The organism is Lewinella sp. IMCC34191 (genome assembly GCF_003390935.1).
GTDB lineage: Bacteria > Bacteroidota > Bacteroidia > Chitinophagales > Saprospiraceae > Neolewinella.
This window is the reverse complement of the sequence record NZ_QNQZ01000006.1, coordinates 260,832-277,105: the sequence shown is the minus strand read 5'-3', so window position 1 is coordinate 277,105 and position 16,274 is coordinate 260,832. Positions and strand designations below refer to the sequence as shown.

General features: G+C 59.5%; 9 protein-coding genes. 6 read left to right on the top strand and 3 right to left on the bottom strand.

Annotation, left to right across the window (positions count from 1 at the left end; genetic code table 11):
- Positions 1-39 precede the first annotated feature (39 nt).
- On the bottom strand, positions 40-1,320 hold the full coding sequence (locus DRW39_RS13570; RefSeq protein WP_116107595.1) for an alginate export family protein: 1,281 nt from the start codon (positions 1,318-1,320) through the stop codon (positions 40-42).
- A gap of 191 nt (positions 1,321-1,511) precedes the next feature.
- Between DRW39_RS13570 and DRW39_RS13565 the strand changes: the two genes are divergently transcribed.
- The 5 genes from DRW39_RS13565 to DRW39_RS13545 all read left to right on the top strand — a co-directional run bounded on the left by DRW39_RS13565 (position 1,512) and on the right by DRW39_RS13545 (position 10,816).
- Positions 1,512-5,039 carry a nitrate reductase gene (locus tag DRW39_RS13565; RefSeq protein WP_116107594.1) on the top strand — a complete coding sequence of 1,176 codons (3,528 nt, stop codon included), beginning with the start codon at positions 1,512-1,514 and terminating at the stop codon, positions 5,037-5,039.
- A complete protein-coding gene (locus DRW39_RS13560) occupies positions 5,036-6,478 on the top strand; it encodes a rubredoxin (RefSeq protein WP_116107593.1) in 1,443 nt (480 codons plus the stop codon). Before DRW39_RS13565 ends, DRW39_RS13560 begins: the two co-directional genes overlap by 4 nt.
- 57 nt (positions 6,479-6,535) lie before the next feature.
- A complete protein-coding gene (locus DRW39_RS13555) occupies positions 6,536-7,621 on the top strand; it encodes a GNAT family N-acetyltransferase (protein WP_157976109.1) in 1,086 nt (361 codons plus the stop codon).
- A gap of 37 nt (positions 7,622-7,658) precedes the next feature.
- Positions 7,659-8,456, top strand: coding sequence for an enoyl-ACP reductase (locus tag DRW39_RS13550; protein WP_116107591.1), 798 nt, complete (start codon positions 7,659-7,661; stop codon positions 8,454-8,456).
- 365 nt (positions 8,457-8,821) lie between these two features.
- Positions 8,822-10,816 carry a putative porin gene (locus DRW39_RS13545; RefSeq protein WP_157976108.1) on the top strand — a complete coding sequence of 665 codons (1,995 nt, stop codon included), beginning with the start codon at positions 8,822-8,824 and terminating at the stop codon, positions 10,814-10,816.
- Positions 10,817-11,142: 326 nt separating this feature from the next.
- On the opposite strand, the gene DRW39_RS13540 is transcribed toward DRW39_RS13545, so the two are convergent.
- Both DRW39_RS13540 and DRW39_RS13535 read right to left on the bottom strand, forming a co-directional pair.
- Positions 11,143-12,411 carry an NAD(P)/FAD-dependent oxidoreductase gene (locus DRW39_RS13540; protein WP_116107589.1) on the bottom strand — a complete coding sequence of 423 codons (1,269 nt, stop codon included), beginning with the start codon at positions 12,409-12,411 and terminating at the stop codon, positions 11,143-11,145.
- Between the two features lie 118 nt (positions 12,412-12,529).
- The gene (locus DRW39_RS13535; protein WP_116107588.1) at positions 12,530-13,312 is read right to left on the bottom strand and encodes a M48 family metallopeptidase; all 783 of its coding nucleotides are present in this window, start codon (positions 13,310-13,312) and stop codon (positions 12,530-12,532) included.
- A 265-nt stretch (positions 13,313-13,577) separates the two neighbouring features.
- On the opposite strand from DRW39_RS13535, the gene rnr reads away from it, so the two are divergent.
- Complete coding sequence (gene rnr / locus DRW39_RS13530) at positions 13,578-15,842, top strand: ribonuclease R (RefSeq protein ID WP_116107587.1); 2,265 nt, start codon at positions 13,578-13,580, stop codon at positions 15,840-15,842.
- The last annotated feature ends 432 nt before the right edge of the window (positions 15,843-16,274 follow it).

Here is a 16,274-nt window from a genome sequence, read left to right as displayed (position 1 = left end):
GTAGCGTACGTTTTGGGGGGGAGAGCCGACCTGGATGGTCTATTTCTTTTTGTTTTCCGTTTTGAGCAGGGTGGGTTGGAAGGTGATCATGGTCCAGGCCCAGTTATTGGATTTGCGGTTGCCGGGGCGCAGCGTGGTCAGGGTTTCGGTGCCCAGGAGGTGGGAGTAGCCGACGTGCAGGGTGACGGTTTCGGCCAGTTTGCGGACGTACACCAGGTCGAGTTCGGTGCCCATCGAGGCGTTGAGCGTTTCGCCGGAAGCGTCCAGCTGCTCGGAGCCGGTGAGGAAGTGGTGGCCGTGGGCCAGAAGCGAGGCCTTACCCACTTGCCACTTGGTCTTTAGGTAGAAGTCCGTGACGCCGACGTTGCCGTTGGCGGGTCCGACGAAGAAGTAATCCATGAATCCGTTGAAGGCGTGGTTGGTCCCGTAGGTGGGCAGGAACCAGGTAACGTCGTCGGATTCGTCGGTGTCGTCTTTGCCGGAGATGTATTCGAAGCCGACCGTGAGGGGCGTGACCTTGGTGGGGAAGGTGGCGTTGAGCCCCCCCAGTACACCGCGGATGGATTGCTCACCGAGCTTACCGGTCTGGGCGTAGAGGTCGCCGGAAAGGGTAATCTTCCCCAGCTGGTAGGTGAAGTAGGTGCCCAGCGTTTGGCGATTGGAGACGGTGGAGTCGGCATTTTGCAGGACTTCGTTCATGGCCAGCAGGGACAATTCACCCTTCTCCTCCGCGAACTTCCGGTTGAACCAGGCGTACTGAAGGCTTTTGTAATTGTCGCTAACGGTATAGAAGTTGGCGCCGGGGCGCTGGAGTAAAGCCGGCTCGGGAACGTCATCGTCGGAATTGAAGGCGAATCCCAGGTGGAGACGATTCACTTGCTTCTTGCCTTCGAACTGCAGCAAGAGGGCATCGTGCCGACGGCCCTGCTGGGCCCATTCCAGACCCCCGAGGATGCGCTGGTTGTCGTAGCTGATGATTTGCCGGCCGGCCTTCGCGGAGAAAACGGGCGTGAAGCGGTACTGCCCCCAGGCTTCGCTGAGAAAGGTATTGCCGTCTTCATTCTTGAAGATCTGGGGTACCTCTCCCCAGAGGCGAACGTCCTGAAGGGCCAGGCGGAAGGTATACTTCTCCTCCGCGTAATCGAGGTACAGGCGGCTGCGCTGCTCGACGAAGAAGGCGGGGTCGAAACCCGAGGAACTCGGAGTTTTGAAGCCATTGCGGAATTCGGCCCGCGGGCGAACTTCGGCACTCAGCTGAAACTGGGCGGCGAGATTCGCGCCCAGTATGGCGAACAACATCAGAAAGGCGAACTTTTTCATAGCTTGTTAGACTAAGCGTGTGAGTGAAGCAGCGGGCATCCGTGTTCCCGCTAGGACAAATCTAAGTAGCAAATCTTTAACTACGTAGTTTTTTACGTATTTATCTAAGTATTTTTTTCTGGTCGGTCTGTAATTACGTATGTTTGTGGGGCTTTCATCGGTGTAATTACGTAGTTTAGTAGTCCGTATATATGGCGACCAACCAAGTGAAAACAACCTGTTCCTACTGCGGCGTCGGCTGCGGCATCATTGCTAAGACAGACGCACAGGGCCGGCTGACGGTAGCGGGGGACCCGGATCACCCGGCCAATAGCGGTCAGCTTTGCTCCAAGGGCCGCAATCTGAACTACGTAGTTCAGGACCGCTCCGACCGGCTCCTGTATCCGCAGATGCGGCTGCACCGCGACCATCCCCTGCAGCGGGTGGGGTGGGACCAGGCCATCGACCGGGCGGCCTCCGTATTCCGGGGGATGATCGACCAGTACGGTCCGGACAGCGTAGCCTTCTACATTTCCGGGCAGTGCCTGACCGAGGAGTACTACCTGGTCAATAAGCTGACCAAGGGTTACCTGGGTACCAATAATATCGATACCAACTCACGGCTCTGCATGAGCTCCACGGTGGTGGCCTATACGAAGGCACTGGGGGAGGATGCCGTACCGGGCAGCTACGAGGATATCGACCAGACCGACTGCCTCTTCGTTGCCGGGGCCAATCCCGCCTGGTGTCATCCGATCATCTGGCGGCGCGTGGAGGCGCGAAAGGAGGCTCATCCGGGGATGAAGATCATCGTGGTCGATCCCCGCCGTACGGATACCTGCGCGCTTGCCGACCTGCACCTGCAGATCAACCCGGGCACGGACGTCCTGCTCTACCACGCCATCGCACGCCGGCTCTACGACACGGACCGGCTCGACCTGGAGTTCATCCGCAACCATACGGAGGCTGACGAAAACTACCTGCGTATTTTAAAGTCTTTAAACCTGCGCTCCGCCGCAAAAACCTGTGGCGTCCCGCTAAACGATATAAAAAGGGCGGCGGCCTACATCGGTGACGCCCGGGCGTTCATGTCGATGTGGGCCATGGGCCTGAATCAGAGCCGGGTGGGGGTAGAAAAGAACGGCGCACTGATTAATCTGCACTTGCTCACCGGGCAGATCGGAAAGCCGGGCGCGGGGCCCTTCAGCCTCACCGGTCAGCCGAACGCCATGGGCGGCCGCGAGGTAGGAGGAATGGCCAGCCTGCTGGCGGCGCACCGGGTGCTGGCCAATAAGGCGGACCGGGAAGAGGTCGCCCGCTTCTGGGGTGTGGAGAAGATACCGGCCGAGCCGGGCCTGACCGCCACCCAAATGTTTGATGCCCTGGAAAGTGGAAAGCTCAAGGCGATCTGGATCATCTGCACCAATCCCTCTGTCAGTCTGCCGGATGCCGTCCGCGCCGACGCGGCCTTGCGCAAAGCGAAGTTCGTCGTGGTGCAGGATATCAGTAACCGGAGCGATACGGCCGACTACGCCGACCTGCTGCTGCCCGCCGCCGGCTGGCTGGAGAAGACCGGTACGATGACCAATTCCGACCGACGGATCAGTTACCTACAGCCGCTCGTTCCCCCGCCCGGCGAGGCCCGCCCGGATGCGGATATTATCTGCGACTTCGCCCGGAAGATGGGCTACGACGGCTTCGGCTACCGCGACGTCAGCGAGGTGTACGACGAGTACGCGCGCATGACCGCCGGCACGAACATCGATGTGAGCGGACTGAGTCACGACCGGCTGCGCCGCGAGGGGACCTTCCAGTGGCCCGTACCTACGCCGGTACACCCCGGCACGCCCCGGCTCTTTACCGATCATCGCTTTTATACCCCTACCGGCCGCGCCCGGTTCCTGTCCACCATCTCCCATACGGAGCGGCCGCCGGTGGCGCCGCCGGATCGTCCGTACATCCTCACCACGGGCCGGATTCGCGACCAATGGCATACCATGACGCGGACGGGGAAGGTGGCCCGCCTGCGCAAGCACATCGACCTGCCCTACCTGGACATGCACCCCTTCGACGCCGCGTCGGAAAAACTTGAGGACGGCCAGCTGGCGGTCATCGATTCCGGGAACGGGGAGGTGCGCGTCCGGGTCCGCCACCAGCCCGACCTCAAGCGGGGGGTAGTCTTCCTGCCCATGCACTGGGGCAAAATTCTGGGTAACTCCCTTACGCGGGCTAACAACCTGACCGACGCCACGCTGGACCCCTACAGTAAGCAACCCAATTTTAAGTTCACCTTCGTGGGGGTGAAGGCCTTCGTGAAGCCGCGCGAGGACATCCTCGTCATCGGGGCGGGGGCGGCGGCCTACCGCTTCGTGACCAGCTACCGGGAGCACAACCAGCGCGACCGGATCATGGTGTTTTCGCGGGAACAAAATGCCTTTTACAACCGGGTGCTGCTACCGGAGTACGTCACCGAGCACCTGAGCTGGGAACAGCTCGAAAAGATCCGCGAGCAGGAGCGGCGGCGGCTGGACTTCGATCTGCACCTGAATACCTCCATCGAACGGATCGACCGCGAGCACCGCGTGGTCTACACCGCCGCCGGGGACGCCTACACCTACGATCGGCTGGTCATCGCCACGGGCAGCCGGCCCTTCGTGCCGCGGGAGGTACCCCTCCACCTGCCGGGGGTCTTTACGATGCGGCGGCGGGAGGATGCGGACCGGCTGAGTACGTACCTCCGCCTCCCGGATCGGCCCCAGGACGCCCACCTGCTGATCGTGGGCGGGGGACTGCTGGGGCTGGAACTGGCTGCCTCCATGCAGGAAATCGGCATCCGCATCACGTTGGTGCAGCGTAGTAACCGCCTGATGGAACGCCAGCTGGATGCCACGGCCAGCCAGTTGCTGGCGGACCACGTTGGTGAGCGGGGGATACAGACCTACTTTCGCAACGAGGTGGATACGATCTTTCCGATCCGGGAGGGGGAGAAGGCGGGGGCGATGCGCGTCACCTTCAAGAGCGGCATCTCCCTAATTTGCAACGCCGTGGTGTACGCCATCGGTACGCGCCCGAACCTGGAGATGGCCCGAACGGCCGGTCTGAAATGCTCCGGGGGAATCGAGGTGGACGATCGACTGACGACCAGCGACCCCTACGTACACGCCATCGGGGAAGTGGCGGAGTGGCGGGGTAGACGCTTCGGCATTACCGCCGCGGCCGAGCAGCAGGCCGATCTGCTGGCGGCGTACCTGACCGGCGACCTGACCGCCGTGTACGAGGGATCGGTACCGATGAATATTCTCAAATTCCGTGACCTCGACCTGTGCAGCCTGGGGGAGACGAGCGTCCGGCCGGGCGTGGCCGGCTACGAGGAAGTGGTCTTCCGGGACCTCAGCCGGCGGTACTACAAAAAGTGCGTGATCTACCAGGACCGCCTGGTCGGTGCCGTATTGATCGGGGACAAGAACGAGTTCGCGGAGTACCGCGGACTGATCGAGGACCGCGTGGAACTGGGCGACCGGCGGGAAGAACTACTCCGGTCGGGCAGCAGCCGGGAGCCGCTCCGGGGCAGGGTGGTGTGCAGTTGTAATAACGTGGGGGAGGGGAACCTGGTCGGCGCGATAGCGGGGGGCTGCACGAAATTTCCGGACTTGGTGGCCCAGACCGGGGCGGGCCTGGGTTGCGGCAGCTGTAAACCGGAAGTGAAATCCATTCTTGACCAGCAATTAACCAGCGTATGAGCCATCTGCACCGTGTATCCGTAAAGGGGGGCGTGCTTTCCCCCAGCGAACTGCTGACCATCATCGGGTTGGCCCGCGAACTGGGGCTGGACGGGCTGCACTTCGGGTCCAGGCAGGATATTATTTTTCCCGTTCGCGAGGAGCAGGAGGCCGTACTGAGTCGGTATCCCCGGCTGACCATCGAGTCCCTCGAGGCCAACCACCACGCCAACATCATGTGCAGCTACGTCGCCGCGGACATCTTTCCCGCTACCGCGTGGCTGACCAGTTCGACCTATCTGTACATCCTCGAGCAGTTCAGTTTCCCGACACCGCTGGAGGTGAACATCGTCGATCCCCAACAACGCCTGGTGCCCCTTTTTACCGGCCACCTCAATTTCGTGGTTTCCGAAGATGAGGATTTCTGGTATCTATTCGTAAAGCTACCGGGCTGGACGGAAATGGAAACCTTTCCGGCCCTGATCCACACCTGGGACGTAGGGCGGGTGGCGGAGGCTATCTGCGCCGCCCCCGACGCCGAATCGATGGAGGAGGTCGTCATTGCGGCGCATGAGAACGAGAACCTTAATCTGCGGGACGTACGGCAGGACCTGACCATTGCGTTTCGGCCCTTCCCCTACTACGAAGGTATGAACCGCCTCGACCGGGAACACTACTGGCTGGGTCTGTACTGGCGCAACAACTGGTACGCGCTGGACTTCATGGCGGCCGCCTGTGATCTTTGTCTGGAGCAGCGCATCGGTAAGTTGAGCATTACGCCCTGGAAAAGCTTTATCGTGAGCGGAATCCCGGAAAAGGGGAGGATCCGGTGGGAGAAACTGCTCGGTCGCTTCGGAATTAACGCCCGGCACAGCAGCCTGGAACTAAATTGGCACCTACCGGTGGCGGACGGCGAAGCCCTGGAGCTGAAACGTTACCTGGTCCGCGAATTCGATCGGCGGGACATCAGTACCTACGGGTTGACCTTCGGCGTGAGCCGCAACGGGGACGTCCCCTTTACCAGCATCCTGGTCGAGCGGGAAGAACTGCAGGCCGGTTTCGTAGACGGCTTTGCCGTGCGTCCACTTTACACGCTTAAATGCGCGCGTAATTTCGACCCCAATACCCGCGAATACGCGGAGTACGCCCGGCGGGTGGACCGTTCCGAACTGGCCGAACTCATGGTGGAGATCAGCCAGCTCTACTTCGATCAGCTGAACGAGGAGCGGGAAGAGACCATCGAGAGCAAGGCCGCGGGACCCGAGGCCCTGCCGACGCGCGGGGTATGGCAGTGCGAGCGGTGCCTGTCGGTATACGATCCGGAGCTCGGCGAGCCCGTCTCCGGCATAGCCCCCGGAACGGCATTTTCGGATCTGCCGGAAACTTACGGGTGCTGGACCTGCGGGACCGGGAAAGAAAACTTTTCGGCATTGTCCTTATTCGTTCCGGCCATGGAATAAACAAAAGCTAGGCGGGGGAGGGTTATCTTTACACCTACCCAGTTATTACTTTCCCTCTTGGCGACTCACATCATTCACCCCCGGCAGTTTCTCGATCCGGATCAGCTCGATGCCTTTCTGGAACGTGGCTGGCGACCTACGGGCCAGTCGATCTACACCTCCGATTATCTCCGCACGGACGATGACGAACTACACGGCTGCCTGCAGATCCGGCTGCCGCTGAAGGGGTTCACTTTTAAAAAGCGCCATCGCAAGTTGCTTCGTCGCAACGGTAAACGATTCACCGCCCAGTACGCCAAGGCGGGCTTCCCGGATCAGGAATTGCTGGCCGTCAACCGGCGGTATATGGCCGACCACCCCGACAAAACGCGCGAAGACCTCGAATACAACGTCATCAACGAAGCGGGGCAGCAGGTACTGAATACCCACATCCTGCGCATTTTCGAAGGCGAGCAACTGGTGGCCTTCAGCTACTTCGACATGGGGCAACGGGTGATTTACGCGAAGGCGGGTATCTATGATCCGCGTTTCGCATCGGCCAGCCTGGGATTATACACGATGTTGCTGGAGGTGCAACACGCCCTGGACCTTGGCTTCACCCACTACTATCCGGGTTACTATTCGCCGACCTTTTCGGCCTTCGACTACAAACTGCGGCTGGGCCCGATGGAGTACCGGGACATTTCCGCCGCCGAGTGGCGACCACACTCCACCGACCCCGTCGCACAACCGGAAGACCCCCTGCACCTGAATCGCGAGATGCTGCGCGAGGCCCGCGAAGCCCTGCTGGCAGCCGGCGTTCGGGCGGAGTTTCGGGAGTACCCTTCCTTTACCGGTCGCTTCCGTCCGGTACAGCAGGGGGAGAACGTGATGCTGGACGCCCCGCAATTGTTGCTGATCGGCCGTCCATTGCCGCTGGAGTTTTACTTCGTTCTCACCTACGATAATGAGGTTCGTCGTTACCGTTTCGACGTGGTACGGACCGCGAACCTCTACGATATGCGGGTGCAAATACTGAGCCGGCAGGGGGTTCCGCGCTTTACTACGCCGGTCGTGGTGCACAACCGGATCGTGGAGAGCGAACGGCTGTCCGTGATTATCCGAAAAGTCCGGGAGCGGCTGGCGGGGACTTCCCCAAGCTGATCGTTACATTTGCGGGCCAACCTCTAAAGGTATTACCATGAGCAGCCAACTCCTCGCCGGCAAACGCGGCGTTATTTTCGGAGCCCTCGACGATCAAAGCATAGCCTGGCAAGTTGCCGAAGTCTGTGCCGAGCAGGGCGCCAAATTCACCCTCACCAACGCTCCCGTTGCCCTGCGTTTCGGCAGCCTCAACGAACTGGGCGAGCGTCTCGGCGCGGAAATCATTCCCGCCGACGCTACCAGCATCGAGGATATGGAGAACCTGTTCACGAAGTCGGAGGAGATCCTGGGCGGTAAACTGGACTTCGTCCTGCACGCCATCGGTATGTCGCTCAACGTGCGGAAGGGTAAAACCTATACGGACCTGAAGCACGACTGGATGCTGAAGACCTTCGACATCAGCGCCATTAGCTTCCATAAGATGTGCCAGGTCCTGTACAAGGGAGACCACATGGCCGACTGGGGCAGTATCCTTGGCCTGACCTACATCGCTGCCCAGCGTACCTTCCCCGACTACAGCGAGATGGCCGAGTCCAAGGCCCTGCTGGAAAGTTTTGCCCGCAGCTTCGGCTACCACTTCGGCGAGAAGAACCACGTGCGGGTGAATACCATCAGCCAGTCGCCCACCATGACCACCGCCGGAAAGGGCGTGAAGGGCTTCGATGAATTCTTCGGTTACGCGGATAAGATGTCCCCCCTCGGCAACGCCCCGGCCAAGGCTTGCGGGGAGTACTGCGCCATGCTGTTCAGTGACTTTACGCGCTACGTGACGATGCAGAATTTGTTCCACGATGGTGGTTTTAGTAGTATGGGGATGAATCCTAAGGCTTTGTAGGGCTTGCTTTGGCTCGGGGTAGAGACTGCGTGGTAGAGTTCACTTCGTTCACGGTAGAGGCCTTCGGCGGTAGATGCTCGCCTTTGGCTCGCGGTAGAGACTGCGCGGTAGAGTTCACTTCGTTCACGGTAGAGGCCTTCGGCGGTAGATGCTTGCCTTTGGCTCGCGGTGGAGCTTCCTGCGGTCGCGGTAGAGGCCTTCGGCGGTAGATGCTCGCCTTTGGCTCGCGGTGGAGGCTGCGCGGTAGAGTTCACTTCGTTCACGGTAGAGGCCTTCGGCGGTAGATGCTCGCCTTTGGCTCGCGGTGGAGCTGGTTTTGTCGGGGGGAGGGAGTGCGTTTTTGGGCGTCGATACGTTTGCTAACTATGTGGAGAGGTTTTTGCTTGATTGGTCTGCTGTTGTTGCTGTTTGGTGGGGGGAGTCTGCACGCGCAGGTGCTGGACCCCAGCGATACGGGGCGGCTTGATCCGGACGATCCGGATTATGACGCTTCGTCGGCGCGGACGGCGGGGCCGCAGAAACAGCGCGTGATCGAGCCGGATACCTTTGGTATTTACCTCTACGGGGCGGATAACCCGAACCGGGAGGTCGCCTTTAGCGACAGCTTGCTGCCGGGCTTTCAGCAGTACGAGCCGGACCGCCGCGTTCCCTTTGACTATGCGACGCTGGGGCAGATCGGCTCGGCGGCCTACCGCCTGCGTTACGAGCCGGAGTATCGCCGCGGGCTGGAGATTGGGCTGCGGCAGTTCGACCTGTACCGGTTGAATATGGATAACCTGGACTTTTACCGGTTGCAGCGGCCGTTTACTTACCTGCGCTACTTACGGGGCAGCGAACAGCAGGATGGAATGCTCGAGGCCCGCTTCAGCCGGAACTTTGCCGATGGGGTAAATTTGCTGCTGGGCTACGACCGTATTTTTCAGCTGGGGGAACAGGACCAGTATCCGAACAGCGCGATACGCAACACCAACGTAGCCGTGGGGCTTTCGGTACGGCCACCGGGGAGCCGCTACAGTGGGTTCTTCAGTTACACCGCCAATACTTTTGAGCAGCAACAGAACGGCGGGCTGGCCGACTCGCTGGACCGGGACATCGGGGAGATTGATAATCCGGGCACGTATAGGGGCTACTTAGGCGGAGATCCGGGTACCGCCGGCACCAGAGTTCGGCATGCGTACCGCGAGGTAGCTGCTACGCAGTACCTGCAATTCGGTGCGGCCACGGATACGCTGACCGGCCGCGAACGCCGGGCCTTTACCCTCAAGCATCAGCTACGCATCCAACGGCAGTTCTTTCGGATGAGCAGTACTCGCGCACCTACGGATACCGCCTTCTATTCCCTCTATCCGGGCCTCGATCGGGATGAGCGGGGGCTTCGCAGTCAGGTGACGGATAACGTGATCAGCAACGAAATCGGTTTTTCGACCTTCCGTCGAAGTCGCACCGCCAGCCGGGAGGCGGTGCAGCGCGACCTGCTGGAGGTAGGTGCCGTGCATGAGTACCATCGACTTGGCCAGGAGGCTACGGGCGACAGTAGTCTGCACTACGTATTAGCTACGGCCCGAGTGGGTTTGCGGCCCAGCGACCGCTTTAATCTGCTGTTGGACGGCCAACTGAACCTCATCGGGCAGGTAGGGGATTACCGCGTTGCCGCGCGGGGAGAGGTGGACCTGGGGGTGGCCGGTAAGCTGGAAGTCGGGGCCGTAAATCAGCTTTACGCACCCGATTTAATCCTCCGTACCTACACCCTGAACGGTAGCCCGTATTACGACCGGGATTTCGGTAAAACCCTGGAACTCCGGCTGGAAGGAGCGTATACCTTACCGTTTTTAGGCATCCGGGCCGGGCTGGCCTATACCGTACTCACCAATTACATTTACCGCGACAATGATGGCCTTCCCCAGCAGAGCGACGGGCCGAACAGCATCCTGCAACTGACGGCCGAGCGGAATTTCACATTCGGTGCGTACCGGATCGATAACCGAATCCTGCTGCAGGAAGCCGACCAGAGCGTATTCCGCCTGCCGCGGCTGTACGGTGAGCATAGCATCTATTACGCGGGTAAGTGGTTTGGGGTGCTGAACGTCAATCTGGGGGCCGATATCCGCTACGCCTCGAGTTTTACGCCCCAATACTACAATCCGATCCTGCAGACCTTTCACTTCCAGGACCGGCAGTCCACGCCCTTTTCCGTCCAGGTGGATCCGTTCTTCAGTCTGCGGGTTACGCGCTTTCGGTTTTTCGTCAAATTCATCCAGGCGCAGACGCTGGCGAGCAGCCGGCTGTTTTTCCTGACGGCGGATCATCCTTATCCGGACGGGGCGGTTCGGTTGGGGGTTAGTTGGCGGTTGTTGGATTAGGGTGGGGCTCGCTGCGGTTGTGGCCTTTGGCGGTAGAGCTCGCCTTTGGCTCGCGGTAGAGGCCTTCGGCGGTAGAGCTCGCTTTGCTCGCGGTAGAGGGCTGGGGCGGTAGAAGCTCGCTTTGGCTCGCGGTAGAGGCCTGCGGCGGTAGAGCTCGCCTTTGGCTCGCGGTAGAGGGGAAAAAAAGAACCTCCAAACCCACAAATAAGGGTCGGAGGCTCACTTTACACTCACTAGTATATATGAAACTTAATCAACTGCTTAGCTAACTACCTGAGCGGAGGATTTGTTACATACGAACTCAAATTTTTTGATCGTCTTAACGTTTATCCTCCTTTTTCGGCGACCGCGGGGAGCTTACCGGCCTTGGTCCGGAGGAGCTTCCACCAGAAGGTCGGTTTGACCAGCTGTTTGCGGAGTTCGAAATCGGTATACATTCTACAGAGTAGCTCGATGACCTTAGGGTTGGCTGCGACGATGCCGGTGAGGAAATTTGTTATCCATTTGTACTGCATAATCTGCTGCATGCGGTAGCTGAGCCGGAGTTCGGTGCGGAGAACCCGTTCTATACGAACGTCGTAGGCCGACAGGAAGGCGGCGTCGAATCGTTGCACGGCCAGGCACTTTTCAGCCAGTTCAGCGGCAATGAAGCCGGAGTAAACGGCATTGCCGATGCCTTCGCCCGTCAGCGGATCGATCAGGTGGCCGGCATCTCCGGTAAGGAGATAGTGATCGCCGGAGAGGGTTCTTTCCTTGGAACCGAGGGGCAGGCCATAGCCGGTAATCTTTTCAATAGGAGTGGCATGTGCAAATCTTTCCCGAAAAGCTTCGCTGGCAATAATTTTCGGAAGTTCCTTGCGCAAATTAAGACCTTTCTTCTTCACGATGTCCGATCGCATGCCCAGCCCGACGTTGGCCTCTCCGTTGGGGAGAGGGAATATCCAGAAGTAGCCGGGATTGTAGTCGTCGAGGAAGTGAAGCTCGATGAAGTTGTCCGGGTGGAAGCCGGTGACTCCCCGGTAGTACTGCCTCACGGCGGCGGCGTGGTGGTCTTTGTCGACTTCCTGTCCGGCTTCGTGACGGCTGAAGCGGCTGTGGGCTCCGCTGCCGTCGATGAGTAGGTTGGCATCCCACGACCGACCATTCTTTGCCGTAATCCGATACCCGTTCTCGGTGTGCTCGGTGCTTACGATCTCGGTATCGAGGTGTAGGTCGATATCCGGTCGGCGGCGTACTTCCTCGATCAGGAAGGCATCGAAATCGATTCGCTTGCTCACGTAGCCCGGGGCCTCGTCGGGAACACGCTCGTAGCCGATCTTGAAGGGGAGCTCGATGAGTTTCTTACTGGGCGGGTAGAAACGGATGCCCCAGACGTCACTCGGCTGAAACCGACTCCGGAACCGGTCCATAATAGCGGGGTCAAGTCGGTTGAACAGGGTAGGGACCTTGCCGGAAATCGCATCGCCGCAAATTTTGTCGCGGGGGAAAGTCGCCTTATCGATCAGCACGCTCGGAATGCCCAGGTAGGAGAGTCGCAAGGCCGTCGCCGCTCCAGCCGGGCCTGCACCGATGATGACTATTGGGGTGGAGGTCATGGGGCAAAGGTAGGGCGGTGGGGCTTTACTTTGTTGTCGGTTGTCGGTTGTCGGGTTTGGGCGGCGGGGCGCAGGTAGAGAGCCTATTGGGAGAGGGTAGGAGATGAAGACCCCCGTTCTAGGGCAAGTCGGCCTTAAATTGCTGGAAGGCGGTTTGGTCGCCGGTGGTGGTGGAGCAGTTTTGTTCCTGGGCACGGGCGTTGATGTCGGCTACGCGGTTGTCTGGGTTGGGGTGGCTGCTGAAGAATTCGGGGGGGCTGGAGCCGTCCTGGATGGACTCGAAGAAGCCGGCGGCTCCGTTGGCGGCGTACCGGGTATTGCAGAGGTAATCGACCGAGCGGTCGTCGGCTTCGGCTTCGTCGCTGCGGCTGAAGCGAAGGGAAAGCAGGCTGCCCGCAATCTGGGAGAGCAGTCCCGGGTCGCCACCCGTGATGACGCTGACGAGGGTTGAAAACCCGTACTGTTTGGTAAGCTGGTTGGTAGAGTGTCGCTCGGCGGAGTGAGCGATTTCGTGGGCCAGTACGCCCGCCAGCTCGCTTTCGTTGTCGAGGACATCAATTAAGCCCGTGTAGACGTACAGGTAGCCGCCCGGCGTGGCGAAGGCATTCTGCACGTCCTGATTGATGATCGTCACCTCGTAGGGGAACACGTCGGCATGCGCTACATCACCCTGTTGGACGATGTCATTGACCATACGTTGCAGATAGCTGTAGGCTTCGGGGTAATCCTCTGTATCGAGAATGGGATAATCGGAGGGGGTATTCCGGATTTCCTGGTTGGTTTGCCGACCCAACTCGAGGTCCTGCTCGACGGAGAAGACGTTGAGGTCGCCATCTTCCGAGCAGGTGGCGAAGGTCAGGATAAAGGATAGCAGTAAGATTGGCTTGCGTAGATATTTCACTGGTTGGCTTTATGGGTATAACCGGCCCAGCGGATGTCGGTGTTCGGCCCCTGGGTGTCAGCTCGCCGCGAGAAGTCGGAAAGGCGGCATGGGCTTCCGGAATAGCCAGGCTATTAGAAGGCTTCTATCCTGCGCTCCGCCGCCTAAAACAAACTATCGACGGGTATTGGGCGTTTCTGCGGATGAAGCTATATACCAAATCCCCGTTGCGCCACCTTATGCGCACCGATCGTCCAAAGGGGGCGGTCGCACTTTTATCCCCTACATGCCTAAGAATAAAACGAAGAGCGGCAAGCTCAAGGCACGCGATTTAGAGCGCGTAGTCTACCAGGAGTTCAAAACTAATGCCCGCAAGCAACTCAATCCCAAGCAACTCCAGCGAAAACTAAAGGTCAAAAATAGCCGCGACAGCATACAGGCGGCGCTGGATAAGCTGGTCAGCACCGGCAAGGTCAAGAAGACCGAAGACCACCGCTACCAATTCAACGGCAGCGACAACAGCAAGCGGTCGAGCACCTATGCGGAGGGACGCGTGGACATGACCCGCAGCGGATCCGCCTACATCATTATGGACGGCGACGCCAACGACATCTTCGTTTCCCAGAACCGCCTGAAGAACGCTCAGGATGGTGATAAAGTAAAGGTGCGCTACTGGACCCCCGGTGGTCGGCGCAAACCCGAGGGAGAAGTCGTCGAGGTGCTGGAACGCAGTGTCACGCACTTCGTAGGTACCCTAAAGATCCACGAGAAATACGCCGAGGTGGTCGTTGACGGACCCGGTGGCAAAAACATCAGCGTGGCCGTTCACCGCTCCGAGCTGATCGGGGCCAAGAGCGAAGAAAAGGTGGTCGTACAGATCGTCGACTGGGAAGAGAATCGCTTCGGCCAGATCAGCGGTAAGATCACCGCCGTACTCGGCGAGCCCGGAACCAGCAACATCGAGATGCAGGCCATCCTGATCAACAACGGCTTTCAGATCACCTTCCCGGACGCCGTACTGGCGGAAAGCGAAGCTCTGCCGGGAGAAATCTCCCCGCAGGAGATTAATATCCGGCGCGATATGCGGGAGGTGACCACCTTCACGATCGACCCCCTGACGGCCAAGGACTTCGATGACGCGCTGTCGATTCAGACCCTGGAAGACGGGCAGATCGAAGTCGGTATTCACATTGCGGACGTGAGCCACTACGTACGTCCCGGCAGTGCCCTGGACGAGGAGGCCGCCGACCGGACCACGAGCGTTTACCTGGTTGACCGGGTGTGCCCCATGCTGCCCGAGCGCATCAGTAACGAACTGTGCTCGCTGCGGCCCAATGAGGATAAGCTCACCTTCAGCGCGGTCTTTAAGTTCAATGCCCAGACGCTGAAGATGACCGATCGCTGGTTCGGCCGTACCGTTACTCACTCCGACCGGCGCTTCACGTACGAGGAAGCCCAGGAGGTACTGGATACCGGGGAAGGGGACTTCGTCAGCGAACTGCAGCAGCTCGATATCATCTCGAAGAAACTGCGTAAACAGCGGTTCAAGGAGGGGTCCATCGACTTCAACACGAATGAGGTGCGCTTCAAACTGGACGACGAGGGCAAGCCGCTGGAAGTCTACATCAAGGATCGCATCGATACCAATATGTTGATCGAGGACTTCATGCTCCTGGCCAACCGGGAGGTCGCCAGTTTTATCAAGCGCAAGGAAGAGCGGCTGAAGCAGAATATCCCCTTCGTGTACCGCGTGCACGACGAGCCGGACATGGACAAAGTAGCCGAACTGGCCAACTTCGCCGCGGCGCTGGGTTACGAGATGGATTTGAGTAGCCCGCAGTCGGTATCAAAGAGCTACAACAAGCTGCTGGCGAAGGCGGACGAAGACCCCATGGTGAAAATGCTCTCGCCCATCGCCATCCGGACGATGTCGAAAGCGGTCTACACCACCGAAAATATCGGCCACTACGGACTGGGCTTCGACGATTACACCCACTTTACTTCCCCCATCCGCCGCTACGCGGACGTGCTGGTACACCGCCTGCTGGAGAAGAACCTGGAGAAGGGGAGCCTCTACAAGGCCAATGCCGCCAAACTGGAGGAAACCTGTAAGCACATCAGCAGCCAGGAACGCAAGGCCGTAACGGCGGAGCGGGAAAGCATCAAGTACAAGCAGACCGAGTTCATGCTGGAACAGGTCGGAGAGGAGTTCGACGGGGTGATCAATGGCCTGGCGGACTTCGGTGTCTTTATCGAGCTCATCGAGAATTTCGTGGAGGGCATGATACCCTTCGACAAGATGGATGAGCCCTACGACCTGAGCGCCGGCAAACTGAGCATCGTGGGTAAGAAATCCGGGAAGAAGCTCAAGATGGGGGATGTCGTTCGCGTCAAGATCGAAGATGTCGATATGGAGCGTCGGCGCATCGACATGTCGCTTGTCAAAGTGCTGCAGGTGCACGGTAGCGATGCGAAGGCTGACGGCGACAAGAAGAAGGGAAAGGATAAGGGTGACGGCCGGACGGGGCGGCGGCGGAAGATGCGGAATTGAGTTTTTGGGGTGCGAGGGTGCGAGGGTGCGGGATGCATTATGCGCGATGCCCTTCGCTTCGCTGCAGGCATCGCTTGGGGTAGACGTGCCTTCCAGGCCCGTGTACGGGATGCATTATCATTATGCGTGATGCCCTTTGCTTCGCTGCAGGCATCGCTTGGTGTAGACGTGCCTTCCAGGCCCGTGTACGGGATGCATTGTGCGTGATGCCCTTCGCTTTGCTGCAGGCATCGCTTGGGGTAGACGTGCCTTCCAGGCCCGTGTACGGGATGCATTGTGCGTGATGCCCTTCGCTTTGCTGCAGGCATCGCTTGGGGTAGACGTGCCTTCCAGGCCCGTGTACGGGATGCATTGTGTGCGATGCCCTCCGCTTTGCTGTAGGTATCGCTTGGGTTGGCGTGCCTTCCAGGCCCGTGTTGGGGATGCATTATG

What these genes read in the sequence shown, in the direction of transcription:
- DRW39_RS13570 (WP_116107595.1), bottom strand. Translation starts at nt 1,320, where the DNA reads ATGAAAAAGTTCGCCTTTCTGATGTTGTTCGCCATACTGGGCGCGAAT.
- DRW39_RS13565 (WP_116107594.1), top strand. Translation starts at nt 1,512, where the DNA reads ATGGCGACCAACCAAGTGAAAACAACCTGTTCCTACTGCGGCGTCGGC.
- DRW39_RS13560 (WP_116107593.1), top strand. Translation starts at nt 5,036, where the DNA reads ATGAGCCATCTGCACCGTGTATCCGTAAAGGGGGGCGTGCTTTCCCCC.
- DRW39_RS13550 (WP_116107591.1), top strand. Translation starts at nt 7,659, where the DNA reads ATGAGCAGCCAACTCCTCGCCGGCAAACGCGGCGTTATTTTCGGAGCC.
- DRW39_RS13545 (WP_157976108.1), top strand. Translation starts at nt 8,822, where the DNA reads ATGTGGAGAGGTTTTTGCTTGATTGGTCTGCTGTTGTTGCTGTTTGGT.
- DRW39_RS13540 (WP_116107589.1), bottom strand. Translation starts at nt 12,411, where the DNA reads ATGACCTCCACCCCAATAGTCATCATCGGTGCAGGCCCGGCTGGAGCG.
- rnr (WP_116107587.1), top strand. Translation starts at nt 13,578, where the DNA reads ATGCCTAAGAATAAAACGAAGAGCGGCAAGCTCAAGGCACGCGATTTA.